Below are 12543 nucleotides of genomic sequence, written 5' to 3'. Positions count from 1 at the left end.
TGCCAGCAGGTTCATTCCATTTAGGTATGACCTGAAGGCAGGATTATCGTTTGACCAAAGTCATGACGGCGCACAACATCCTGGATATTCCTGCGGCCACGCCAGCGGCGTAGCCATCCCACGAACCCAAGACCCTTCTGTTTCGTCATGAGCGCCACGCCCCACGCCTCCTCCACCGCTGCCCGTTTTGTCTCCTCCAACGAGATCCGCACGCGCTTCTCGCGGGCCATGTCCGAGATGTATCGCAAGGAAGTGCCCCAGTACGGGACCCTGATCGACCTGGTGGCCGATATCAACGCCCTGGCCCTGCAGGCCGACCCCGAGTTGCGCCAGCGCATGAGCAAAAGCGGCGAGCTCGAGCGCCTGGATGTGGAGCGCCATGGCGCCATCCGCGTGGGCACGGCCGAGGAACTGGCCACGCTGCGCCGCCTGTTCGCCGTGATGGGCATGGAGCCCGTGGGCTATTACGACCTCTCGGTGGCCGGCGTTCCCGTGCACTCCACGGCCTTTCGCCCCGTACACGACGAGGCGCTGCTGGCCAACCCGTTTCGCGTCTTCACCTCGCTGCTGCGCCTGGAGCTGATTGCCGATGAGGCACTGCGCGCGCAGGCTGCCGAAATCCTCCAGCGCCGTCGCATCTTCACGCCGCGCGCGCTGGAGCTCATTGCCCAGGCCGAGCGTGACGGAGGCCTGGACAGCAGCGACGCAGACGCCTTTGTGCAGCAGACCCTGGAGACCTTCCGCTGGCACAGCGATGCCACCGTGGACGCCGCCACCTACAACGCCCTGCAAAAAGCCCACCGCCTGGTCGCCGATGTGGTGTGCTTCAAGGGCCCGCACATCAACCATCTGACGCCACGCACGCTGGACATAGACATGGCCCAGGCCGATATGCCCACGCGCGGCATGGATGCCAAGGACGTGGTCGAAGGCCCGCCACAGCGCGCCTGCCCTATCTTGCTGCGCCAGACCAGCTTCAAGGCGCTCAAGGAGGCCGTGCGCTTTACCGATGCCGACGCCAACGCGGACAGTGCCGGCGCCCATACCGCCCGCTTTGGCGAGATCGAGCAGCGCGGCGTAGCGCTGACACGCAAGGGCCGCGCCCTGTACGACGAGCTCCTGGGCCTGGTGCGCGGCATAGACAGCGCGGGCAGCGCCGCGCCCGACTATGCACACCGCCTGCAACAGGTCTTCACGCAGTTTCCAGACACGCACGAGCAATTGCGCCGCCAGGGCCTGGCTTTCTACCGCTACCGCCTGACCGAACAGGCTCAGGCCCAGTTGCCCCAGGACGCTGCCGAGGCAGACCTGGAAGCGCTGATCGGCAAGGGACTGGTGCAGGCCGAGCCGATTACCTATGAGGATTTTCTGCCCGTGAGCGCGGCCGGCATCTTCCAGTCCAACCTCGGCGGCGAGGAGCAAAAGCAATACCAGGCCCATGCCGCGCAGCAGGTCTTCGAGAACGCGCTGGGCGCAAGCGTGCATGACGAAATCGCCTTGTACGAGGCCTCCGAGCAGCAATCCAGGGCCCAGGTTCTCGGGATGCTGGCGGGAGCTGCGGCATGAGTCAGGACAGCGCACTGGCTCCCTTTGCCGCCGTGTTTGCCGAGCCTGCGGGATCTCCGATACGCGAGCTGTTTCCCTATCTCTCGCGTCCCTGCATGATCTCGCTGGCCGGCGGCTATCCATCGCCCAGCCTCTTCGATGCCGAGGGCCTGGCCCTGGCCGCTGCGCAGGCCATGGCCCAGGGCCCGGGCGCGCTGCAATATGGCGCCACCGAAGGCATGGGCGAGCTGCGCGAGGCCCTGGCGCAGCAGGCGCACGAGCGCGGCATGCAGGCGACGGCCGCCGACATCCTCGTGACCACCGGATCGCAGCAGGCCTTTGACCTGCTGGTGCGCGTGCTCGTGGAGCCCGGCGACACGGTGCTGGTCGAGGTGCCGGCCTATCCCGCCACGCTGCAGGCCCTGCGCCTGGCGCAGGCACGCATCCTGCCCATCCCCATGGACGAACAAGGCCTGCAGACCGAAGCCCTGGCCGATGTGCTGGCCGCGCTGCCCGCCGACCAGCGCCCCAAGCTGCTCTACACCGTGCCGAACTTCTCCAACCCGCGTGGCACGCTGCTGGCGCAGGAGCGCCGCGAAACCCTGGTGCAACTGGCCAGGCAGCACGGCTTCTGGGTAGTCGAGGACGATCCCTATGGCGAGCTGCGCTTCGACGAGCCCGGCGACGTCCCCCAGGCCATGCCAGGCACTGTGCGCGCCGCGGGCGAGCGCCTGGCCGGGCCCGGCACCAACCCCGTCATCTATCTGTCCAGCCTGTCCAAGACCGTGGCCCCCGCGCTGCGCGTGGGCTGGATGCTGGCCGACGCGCCGCTGCTGCGCCGCTGCACGGTGGCCAAGCAGACAGCCGACCTGTGCACCTCGCCGCTGACGCAGTCGGTGGCCGCCTGCTATCTGGCCAGCGGCCGCTACCCGGCCACCGTGCAGCGCGCGCGCCAGGAATACCAGCGCCGCATGCTGGCACTGGTCCAGGGCCTGGACGCGGCGCCGGACAGCGGCATACGCTGCTCGCGCCCCACGGGCGGCATGTTCGTCTGGGCCGAGCTGGACCACCGCATCGACCCGCAGAAGCTCTTCGACGCCGCCGTGGCCCAGGGCGTGGTCTATGTGCCAGGCAAGGCCTTCTATCCGGCCGACCCCGACCTGCACACGCTGCGCATGTCGTTTGCCGCGCCCGAGGTGCCGCAGATCGCGCAGGCCGTGGAACGCCTGTGCCGGGCCGCAGCGCAAAGCCGCTGAGATAAGGCACCCTGTGCCGCTTCGCGTCTTCCCCCTCTCTGGCTTCGCCGGAGGGGACGGCAAAGACGCTGCGGTGCGGCCCTTGCGCGGCGCCAAACCATGCACAGCGCCATGAAAGCACGGAGATACAGGAGCCCGGCTGCACCGGCCCGGGCTGCGCGGCATAATCGGGGCTCAGACATCTTCTCTGCCATGGCCTGCCTGCACCTGTCCACCGCCGCCCGCCTGCGCCGCTCTGCCCTCGCCGCAGAGCTGCCCGCGCGTGCCTGCGTGCTGCGTGCGCTGCACACACGCCGCCATGGCATTCCCACTGCATTCGTGAGCCTGAGCGGTGTCACGGCCATGCTTTCCGCCGCCGTGCGGATGGCTTGAAGCACACAGCTCACATCCTCCGCACGGCCTTCCCAAACAGCATTTCCCTGGTGCATGGGAGAGGTACGTCCACATCTTCGGCGTCCGTACTGTCACGCGCACCGCATCTTGCTCAAAGGACGATCCGGAGGTCAGCCATGGACATGGAACTCACTCAAAATTTCTTGCGCGGCAAAAATCCCTGTGCCATGGGTTATCGCTGGTTTGTACGCAACAACCTGGCCGGCGGCGACTACCAGGCAGCCATGGACACCCAGGTGGCCGCAGGCCGCGTGGAAGATGCACGCTGGCTGCTGGAGAACTTCGGCTCCACCAACAGCGTGCTGGAGCTCGAGCACCTGGAGGCCGACAACTTCGTCTATGCCGGCACGCTGATAGTGCATGGCGATGTGCGCGTGCCCGGCCAGTTGCTGGTGGGCCGCAGCCTGCAGGCGGGCGGCGGCATACGGGCGGGCAAGCTGGAAGCGGGCGAGGACATTCAATGCGGCGGCGCCATCTTCGCGGCTGAACTGCTGCAGGCCGGCGGCAGCATCAAGGCGGCCTGGAGCGTGGAAGTCGAAGGCGAGCTGCGCGCCGAAGACTTGCGCTGCGGCTGGGAGCTGAGCGTCGGCAGCCACGTGAAGCTCAAAGGCAATGCCCATATCGGCCAGCAAGTGCAGGTGCAAGGCGATATGCACTGCGGCAAGGGCCTGAAAGCGGGTGGCGCCATCGAGGTGCAGGGCCTGCTCGATGTAGGTCATGGCATTGCCGGCAACGACGACATCCTGTGCGGCAACCATATTCAGGCCGGCTGGGGCATCAAGGCCCAGGGCGATATCCGCGCGGCCTGCAGCATCCGCAGCGGCGAGACCCTGCAGGCCGATGGCGAGATCGCGGCCGGCCCGGGCTACGGCGTTTTTGCCGGCATGAATGTGCAGATGCAGGCCTGGCCCGACTGCGCCTGGGTGCGTGCACTGAAAAAGCCCGAGGCGCTGATCAGCGGCTTCTGGGAAAATGCGGCGCTCACCCCCTGAGGCGCTGCGCGCCTGGGCGGCCCCGCCCTCCCCCTCTCTGGCTACGCCGAAGGGGGACGACACCCTCGGTGCGGGGCGGCGCGGCCGGCCAGGCCCTTCCTCGGCGTCCCTGAGCAAGCGGCCCTTCTCACAGTGCAGCAGACGTTCTGCCCGCTACGCAGAACACAGGCAAAATAGCTTTTTTGACCCAAGGCCAGCGCCTGGCGCCCGCCTGTTGATAAGAGAGTCTGCCCCGTGTTTACCGGCATCATTCAGGCCGTGGCAACAATTGCCGCGCTGCGCGACCAGGACGGCCTGCGCACCTTCATCATGGAGTTCCCCGAAGGCTTCTGCCAGGATCTGGCCATTGGCGCCAGCGTCTCGCACGACGGCGTCTGCCTGACGGTGACCGAAAACCTCTCACCCACCAGCGCCAGCTTTGATGTGATGCTGCAAAGCCTGAACATCACCACGCTGGGCAGCTGCAAGGCCGGCGACACGCTCAATGTGGAGCGCGCCGCCAGGGACGGTGCCGAGATTGGCGGCCACCCGCTGTCGGGCCATGTGGACTTCATGGCGCCGCTGCTGGAGGTGATGCAGACCGAGACCAATCACAAGATCCGTTTCGGCATTCCCGAGGCCTTCCGCCCCTATGTGTTTGCCAAGGGCTATATCGCCGTCAACGGCGCCAGCCTGACGGTGGCCGAAGTGAACCGCAAGGAGGGCTGGTTCGAGGTCTGGCTGATTCCCGAAACCCTGCGCATGACGGTGTTCGGCGGCAAGAAGGTCGGCGATCTGGTCAATATCGAGATCGAACGCAGCACCCAGGTGGTGGTCGATACCGTGCGCGAAACCGTGGAGGCCAGCCTGGGCCGGCTCAAGCCCGTGCTCGAAGCCCTGCTGCAGGAAAAAGGCCTGAGCCTCGACGATTTTGTGGATGTGCCGCAGCTGCCCAAGCCATAGTCCCGGATGCGGGGCAAGCGTCAGAACATCTTCCGGCGCCCACCCCATGCCCTGCTTTCAGAGGACGGCTTTGAAGCGCTTGAGCCGCAGCGCGTTGGAGAGCACAAATACGCTGGAAAGTGCCATGGCTCCGGCCGCAAACACCGGCGACAGCAGCATGCCGTTGAATGGGTAGAGCAGACCCGCCGCCACCGGTATCAGCGCCACGTTGTAGGCAAAGGCCCAGAACAGGTTCTCTCCAATGTTCTTCATCGTGGCCTTGGACAGCGCGATCGCATTCGGCACGCCCGAGAGGTCGCCCGACATCAGCACCACATCGGCAGCCTCGATCGCGATATCGGTACCCGTGCCTATGGCGATGCCCACATCGGCCTCGGCCAGGGCCGGTGCGTCGTTGATGCCGTCGCCCACATAGGCCAGCGTGCCATGTTCGGCCTTGAGACGCTTTACGGTTTCGACCTTGCCGCCTGGCAGGACCTCGGCCACCACCTCGTCAATGCCCAGCTGCCTGGCGATCGCCTCGGCCGTGTGGCGGTTGTCGCCGGTAATCATGGCCACTTTCAGGCCCAGCGCATGCAAGGCATCGATCGCCGGCTTGGTGGTGGGCTTGATCGGATCGGCCACGGCAATCATGGCCGCCACCTTGCCGCCGATGGCGGCATACAGAGGCGTCTTGCCTTCGCTGCCCAGGCGCTCGGCCTCAGCCGCAAAGCCGTCAACACTCAGGCCGATTTCGCGCATGAAGCGGTCGGCACCAATCTCCACCTGATCGCCCAGCACCACGGCACGCACGCCGAAGCCGGTCACCGATGCGAAGTCGCTGATGGATGGAATCTCCAGTCCCTCTGACTTGGCAGCATCGACAATGGCGCGCGCAATCGGGTGCTCGCTGCGGTCTTCCACGGCAGCTACCTGCGCCAGAACGACGGCACGTTCAAACCCATCGGCCAGCACCAGATCGGTGAGCTCGGGACGGCCACGGGTCAGCGTGCCGGTCTTGTCCACCGCCACCACCCTGGCATCCTTGAGCTGCTGCAGTGCCTCGCCCTTGCGCAGCAACACTCCCATTTGCGCGGCACGGCCGGTTCCCACCATGATGGAAGTCGGCGTGGCCAGCCCCATGGCGCAGGGGCAGGCAATGATGAGCACGGCCACCGCATTGACCAGGGCAAAGCTCAGCGCGGGATCGGGACCCCAGACCAGCCAGACCACAAAGGTCAGCAGGGCCGCTGCCATGACGGCCGGCACAAACCACATGGTGATCTTGTCCACCAGGGCCTGAATCGGCAGCTTGCTGCTCTGGGCCTGCTCCACCATGCGGATGATCTGCGCCAGCAGCGTGTCTGCCCCCACCTTTGTAGCGTTGAAAGCCAGCGCGCCATTCTGATTGACCGTGCCTCCCACCACTTCGGCACCTGCAGCCTTCTCGACCGGCACGGGCTCGCCGCTGATCATGGATTCGTCGACAAAGCTGCGGCCTTCGATGACCAGGCCATCGACGGGAATGCGCTCGCCGGGGCGCACTTCGATCACGTCGCCGGCGCGCACCTGGGCAATGTCGATTTCCTGCACCATGCCGCCCTTGCGCACGCGCGCAGTCTTGGCCTGCAGCTGCACCAGGCGGCGAATGGCCTCCGAGGTATTGCCCTTGGCACGCGCCTCCAGAAAGCGGCCCAGCAGGATCAGCGCGACGATGACGGCCGCGGCTTCAAAGTACACATTCACCGTACCTGCAGGCAGCCATTGCGGCACAAAGGTCGCGACCACCGAATAGGCGAATGCCGCCGAAGTGCCCACGGCGACCAGAGAATTCATGTCGGGCGCAGCGCGCAGCAAGGCGGGCACGCCTTTCTCGAAGAAGCGCCGGCCCGGCCCGAACAGCACCACGGCCGTCAGCGCGAACTGGATGTACCAGCTGTTCTGCGTGCCGATGCTGCCCGCAATCCAGTGATGGAAGGCCGGCACCATGTGACCGCCCATTTCCAGCAGAAACACGGGCAGTGCGAACAGGGTCGCAAAGATCAGCGAACGCTTGAGCGACTCGCGCTCCTGCGCCTGGCGCTGGGCTGTGGCGTCCTCGCCAGTCGCGTCGGCGCTGTGCGCAACGGGCTGCGCTTCATAGCCGGCCTTTTCAATCGCCGCGATCAGAGCGCCCACCGTCACGCCGCCCTGCAGCTGCACGCTGGCACGCTCGGTCGCGAGATTCACCACGGCGTTCTGGACACCGGGCACTTTCTTGAGCGCACGCTCCACACGGCCCACGCAGGACGCACAGGTCATGCCGCCCACCTGCAGGTCCACGCTTTGCGCGGGCACCGCGTAGCCCGCCTTTTCGATCGCCGCCACGGCCTGCGGCAGGATGGCCGCAGCCTGCGCCGGATCGGCCACGGTGAGGCTGGCTTTTTCCGTGGCCAGATTGACCACGGCCTCCTGCACACCAGGCACTTTCTTGAGCGCCCGCTCCACCCGGCCCACGCAGGATGCGCAGGTCATTCCTTCCACAGACAACTCAAAGGCTCCGCTTTTGGTCAGTGCATTCATCGCGTTCTCCATTCACGTTGAAGGCTACTGTAGAGATTGACATCATGTAAAGGTCAAGCCCTCGGCAAAAACCTCTGCCGCATGGTGCAAACATGCAATGCTTCAGCCTGTGTGCTGCGGCATTCCGAAATACTCCACCAGATGCGCCTGGGCCTACGCGAGCATGTGCCCGCAAGCCTTTGCGGGTGGAGCTTGCCATGTACGGCATCAGCGCCGTATTGGGCAGGTCGACCAAAGCCTCGGACAATTGCGGCTCATGTGCGAACACATCCAATGTCGCAGCGCCTGCTGAAGTATTGAGCAGCGGACGCAGCGGTATCGGCAAATCATGGACGGACGGAAAGCGCTTTCGACAGATCGATGCAGTCTTCGCTTCGCGCCAGCAGCCAACGGTGCGAGCGCGAAGAGAGCCCGGACCTACTCCAGCACGCAGGGATCGCGGCGGATTTCCTCACGGCACATGGCCTCCCAGAGAAAGGGAAAGCCGTTGAGGTCGGTGCGCGCTCCGGTGGCCTGGCTCACGGCATCGCTCAAGGGGGTGCCGCCACCGAGCGCCTGCACCCGCCAGGCCAGGCGGCAGCGCCACTCCAGCGTGATGGCACGCAGATGCGCCTGTCGAATGCTCTCGCCCACCACCAGCGCACCATGATTGGCCAGCAGCGCCCATTTGCTCTGGCCCAATGCGCTGGCCACAGCATTGCCCAGCTCGCGCTGCTCCACCGTACCCCGGTATTCGTCATAGACCACGGGGTCGGTATCGACCAGGGCCGAGGTCTGGTCATACACGGGCGGCACCCTGCCCGTGGCCGACCAGACCGAGCTCCATTCGGGATGGTTGTGGATGACCACGCGCACATCGTGGCGCTTTTCATGCACGTCCATGTGCAATCGAATGGCCGGAGTGATATTCCACTCGCCCTCGATCACCTGGCCTTGTGCATCCAGCCGCAGGATGTCCGAGGCCGTCAGCTCGCTCCAGGTCAGCTCCCAGGGGTTGGCAAGATAGCTGCCGTCATCCAGGCGCAGCGTGACGTGGCCCGCGATATGGTCGTTATAGCCTTCGCGCGAGAGCACGCGGCACAGCAGCGCGACCTGCTGGCGCTCGGTCAGTTGCGGCAGCAAAGGCTTGCGACCGGGACGGGGTGCGTATTTGGAGAGCAGCTCCTGATTCAAGCCGTCGTAGCGCATGCAACCCCCTGATTGTTGTGTGGATCGGCAGCCGCGGTCTGGCGCGCAAACACCGAGGCACGGTGCATGCGGCGCTGGTGCGGGGCGTAGTCCATGATGGCGTTGTGCACCACGCTGCGGTTGTCCCAGATCACCATATCGCCCAGTACCCAGCGGTGCTTGAACAGAAACTCCACCTGCATGCAGTGCGCGTGCAGATAGGCCAGGATGGCATGGCTTTCGGCCTGCGGCAGGCCATCTATATGCGTGACATAGGTGGGGCTGACGTAGAGCGCCTTGCGCCCCGTGAGCGGATGCACGCGCACCATGGGGTGCAACTGGCGACGGTTCTGCGCGACCACCTCCACATAGCGCTCGTGCGTGCAGATGCCATGCTGCAGCGCCGCCGTCATGGGCCTGTTCATGTCATGCCAGGCACTCAGGCCATCGAGGTACTGCTTCATCTTCGGCGAAAGCGCATCGTAGGCACTGGTCATGCTGATCCAGCAGGTATCGCCCCCCGTGGGCGGCAGGATGCGCGCATGGGTCATGGTGACTATGGGCGGACTGGGCAGAAAGCTCTCGTCGTGGTGCCACATATCGGCGCGGTCACCGAGCTTGGAGTCGATGACCGTGATCTGCTCATAGCCCTGCCCCAGATTGGGATAGAAAGTATGGACTTCGGCCTCGCCGAAATGCCCGGCGATCGCCAGATGCTGGTCGGGCGTCATATCGGGCACATGCAGCACCAGTGCTTCGTGCCTGAGCAGGGCGGCTTCCAGCTCCTGCAAGGTTTGCGCAGACAGCGGGTCTGCCAGGTCCAGCTTCAGCACTTCGGCACCGATGCGCGGGCCGAGAATCTGAACCGAGATGGGGGATGACATGGACTTTCTCCTCTATGCAATGTCTTGCCCGAGGGCAGCGCTTCCGTCTCCTCCACAGCGTCTGCCTCAGGCTTTGTCGGGCCGCTCCTTCGCGCTAGGATGGCGAGCAGCCTGATCCAAAGTCTAGGCACAGGGAGTGCGTTTTTCCACTCGCATTCCAGCGCCCTCAAAGACGTCGCAAGTCATTGATGGAAAAAGAGAAAATCAGCACCAACAGATCAGACAGAGTCAGGACTTGCATTTCATGGAAGCGCCCACCACCCCACGCCCCAAGGACCTTCTGCCTCAGCCACGCAAACAACCCACGCAGGCACGCTCCAGAGCGCTGGTCGATGCCATTGCCGAAGCCTGTTTGCGCCTTCTCGAAAAGGAAGGCGAGGACGCTCTCACGGTCAATCGCATTGCAGAGGTATCGGGTGCTGCCGTGGGCTCCATCTACCAGTACTTTCCCAGCAAGGAGTCCATGATTGCGGCGGTGTATGAACGCCTGCTCGACCAGGAATCCGAGCAGCTTTTTGCTATGCGCGAGCAATTGCAAGGCCTGTCGCTGGAGGCATTGCTACGGCAGGTGTTTGCCAACATGATCCGCGTGGAGCAGCGGCTGCATGGCCTTAGCAGCGCCTTTCATGCGCGCTACGGCTCGGCCTTGCATCTGGGCCTGTGGCATGCACCGCAGGCCAGCCGGGAGGAATTCATCAACACCACCTGGCTGCCGCTGCTGCAGATGCATGTCGCGGAGGTGGGAACCAACAACATGCCGCTGGCGGCCTATCTGCTGGGCCAGGGCCTGCGCGAGATCATCCACAGCGCCGTCCACGATGTGCCCGAGCAGGCCCGCTCGCCCGATTTTCTCGACGCACTGGTGGCCATGGCCATGAGCTGCGTGAAGCGAAGCTAAAAAACAAAGCGCGACACAGAGGTCGCGCTTCGAGCGGGGCTGGCCGAGCTTACCGGATATGAGCGATCACGGCGCTCAAGGCCTGCGCAGTGCCTGCCTGCGCGGCCAAGGTGACACGGCCGCTCTTGTGGGCCGAGACCTGCATTTCCATTTTCATGGCTTCCATCACGGCGATCACATCGCCTTCCTTGACCTCGTCGCCATCGGCGACCTTCCAGGCATGCAGATTGCCGGCAATCGGCGAGATGACCGCGTCAGGGTCCACGCTTTGCTGCGCGGCGGCCTGAGCCACGCCAGTCGTCGGTGCAGACAGACCTTGCAGCAGCATGGCGGGCAGGCCCAGTTGCACGCGGCGGCCGTCGATCTCGATGGCCGTGCGCAGCAGGCTGGTATCGGCCACAGGTTCGGCGCGGGCAGCCGCTGCCAGCGGCTCGGCAAACTCGGTCTCGATCCAGCGGGTGTGGACATTGAAGCCATTAGCCCCCACAAAGTCGGCCTGATTCAGCACAGCCTTGTGAAAGGGCAGCACCGAAGCCACGCCCTCGATGCGGAACTCTGCCAGCGCGCGACGCGCACGGGCCAGGGCCTGCTCACGCGTGGCCCCGGTGACGATGAGCTTGGCCATCATGGAGTCAAACGTGCCGGGGATCACCGAGCCGGTTTCGACACCGGAATCGAGTCGCACGCCCGGCCCAGAAGGCGGGGCAAAGCGCGTGATCAGACCCGGTGTGGGCAGAAAGCCGCGCCCCACATCTTCGGCATTGATGCGGAACTCGATGGAATGGGCCCGCGGCGTCGGAGTCTGCGTGAAGGACAGAGGCAGACCGTCGGCCACGCGCAGCTGTTCCTGCACCAGATCGATGCCCGTGGTTTCCTCCGTCACGGTGTGCTCGACCTGCAAGCGGGTATTGACCTCGAGGAAGGAGATGGCGCCATTGCCGCTGAGCAGAAATTCCACGGTTCCGGCGCTGATATAGCCTGCCTGCGCACAGATAGCCTTCGCCGCACTGTGAATGCGTTCACGCTGCGCCTCGGTGATGAAGGGTGCCGGCGCTTCTTCCACCAGCTTCTGGTTGCGGCGCTGCAGCGAACAGTCGCGCGTGCCCAGCACCACCACATTGCCGTGCGTGTCGGCAATCACCTGCGCCTCGATATGGCGCGGCTTGTCGAGGAACTGCTCGACAAAGCATTCGCCACGGCCGAAAGCCGTCACGGCCTCGCGCACGGCGGATGCATACAGCTCGGCCACTTCGTCCATGCGCCAGGCGATCTTCATGCCACGGCCACCGCCGCCAAAAGCGGCCTTGATGATGATGGGCAGACCATGCTGCTGGGCAAAGGCCAGCACTTCGTCGGCATCCTTGACGGGATCGGGCGTGCCGGCCACCAGCGGCGCACCGACCTGCAGTGCAATCTTGCGCGCCTCGACCTTGTCGCCCAGCTTGGCAATGGTGTCGGGACGCGGACCGATCCAGATCAGCCCCGCATCCAGCACGGCCTGCGCAAAGGCTTCGCTCTCGGACAGAAAGCCATAGCCGGGATGGACGGCATCGGCGCCCGAACGCCTGGCGATCTCAATCAGCTTGGCGATGTTCAGATAGGTGTCGGCAGGCTTGTCGCCATCGAGGCCGTAGGCTTCATCGGCGCGGCGCACGTGCAGGGCATCGATATCGGCATCGGCATAGACGGCGACGGACTTCACTCCGTAATCCGCGCAGGCTCGCGCGATGCGTACGGCGATCTCGCCACGGTTGGCAATCAGAACTTTGGTAATCATGGTTGCCACCTCAGGAAGCGCAAGACAGGGATGCGAGACCGCCGCCTGCTGCGCAGGCACGGCAATCTGGTGAAACAACTGCTGCGCAGCTGTTTTCGCCACGGTTGGCAATCAGAACTTTGGTAATCATGGTTGCCACCTCAGGAAG

Annotated in this window: 10 protein-coding genes; 6 read left to right on the top strand and 4 right to left on the bottom strand. The window is 64.9% G+C overall.

From position 1 onward, the window contains the following. The first annotated feature begins 147 nt into the window (after positions 1 to 147). The 5 genes from F0P97_RS03280 (at position 148) to F0P97_RS03260 (ending at position 5128) form a co-directional block, all read left to right on the top strand. Positions 148 to 1566: a VOC family protein gene (locus tag F0P97_RS03280; protein WP_182285602.1), complete on the top strand. Its 1419-nt coding sequence runs from the start codon at positions 148 to 150 to the stop codon at positions 1564 to 1566. Next, a complete protein-coding gene (locus F0P97_RS03275; protein WP_182285601.1) occupies positions 1563 to 2801 on the top strand; it encodes a PLP-dependent aminotransferase family protein in 1239 nt (412 codons plus the stop codon). Before F0P97_RS03280 ends, F0P97_RS03275 begins: the two co-directional genes overlap by 4 nt. Positions 2802 to 2993: 192 nt before the next feature. Continuing rightward, positions 2994 to 3173: a hypothetical protein gene (locus F0P97_RS03270; RefSeq protein WP_012836954.1), complete on the top strand. Its 180-nt coding sequence runs from the start codon at positions 2994 to 2996 to the stop codon at positions 3171 to 3173. Between the two features lie 137 nt (positions 3174 to 3310). Continuing rightward, complete coding sequence (locus F0P97_RS03265; protein ID WP_182285600.1) at positions 3311 to 4186, top strand: hypothetical protein; 876 nt, start codon at positions 3311 to 3313, stop codon at positions 4184 to 4186. A 234-nt stretch (positions 4187 to 4420) separates the two neighbouring features. After that, positions 4421 to 5128: a riboflavin synthase subunit alpha gene (locus tag F0P97_RS03260; RefSeq protein WP_182285599.1), complete on the top strand. Its 708-nt coding sequence runs from the start codon at positions 4421 to 4423 to the stop codon at positions 5126 to 5128. Positions 5129 to 5185: 57 nt separating this feature from the next. On the opposite strand, the gene F0P97_RS03255 is transcribed toward F0P97_RS03260, so the two are convergent. The 3 genes from F0P97_RS03255 to F0P97_RS03245 form a co-directional block, all read right to left on the bottom strand. Further along, on the bottom strand, positions 5186 to 7669 hold the full coding sequence (locus tag F0P97_RS03255) for a heavy metal translocating P-type ATPase (protein WP_182285598.1): 2484 nt from the start codon (positions 7667 to 7669) through the stop codon (positions 5186 to 5188). A gap of 417 nt (positions 7670 to 8086) precedes the next feature. Next, positions 8087 to 8857, bottom strand: a complete 771-nt coding sequence (locus tag F0P97_RS03250; protein ID WP_182285597.1) for a class II aldolase/adducin family protein — start codon at positions 8855 to 8857, stop codon at positions 8087 to 8089. Beyond that, a complete protein-coding gene (locus F0P97_RS03245) occupies positions 8839 to 9720 on the bottom strand; it encodes a TauD/TfdA dioxygenase family protein (RefSeq protein WP_182285596.1) in 882 nt (293 codons plus the stop codon). The genes F0P97_RS03250 and F0P97_RS03245 overlap by 19 nt, the downstream gene beginning before the upstream one ends. Positions 9721 to 9964: 244 nt before the next feature. Here F0P97_RS03245 and F0P97_RS03240 point away from each other — a divergent pair, with 244 nt between their 5' ends. Continuing rightward, positions 9965 to 10618, top strand: a complete 654-nt coding sequence (locus tag F0P97_RS03240; RefSeq protein ID WP_182285595.1) for a TetR/AcrR family transcriptional regulator — start codon at positions 9965 to 9967, stop codon at positions 10616 to 10618. Between the two features lie 49 nt (positions 10619 to 10667). On the opposite strand, the gene F0P97_RS03235 is transcribed toward F0P97_RS03240, so the two are convergent. After that, a complete protein-coding gene (locus F0P97_RS03235; RefSeq protein ID WP_182287089.1) occupies positions 10668 to 12392 on the bottom strand; it encodes an acetyl/propionyl/methylcrotonyl-CoA carboxylase subunit alpha in 1725 nt (574 codons plus the stop codon). Positions 12393 to 12543 lie beyond the last annotated feature (151 nt).

It is taken from the genome of Comamonas testosteroni (assembly GCF_014076415.1).
GTDB lineage: Bacteria > Pseudomonadota > Gammaproteobacteria > Burkholderiales > Burkholderiaceae_C > Comamonas > Comamonas testosteroni_F.
Note: the sequence above shows the minus strand (reverse complement) of the source record. Positions and strands in the feature narration are given on the sequence as shown.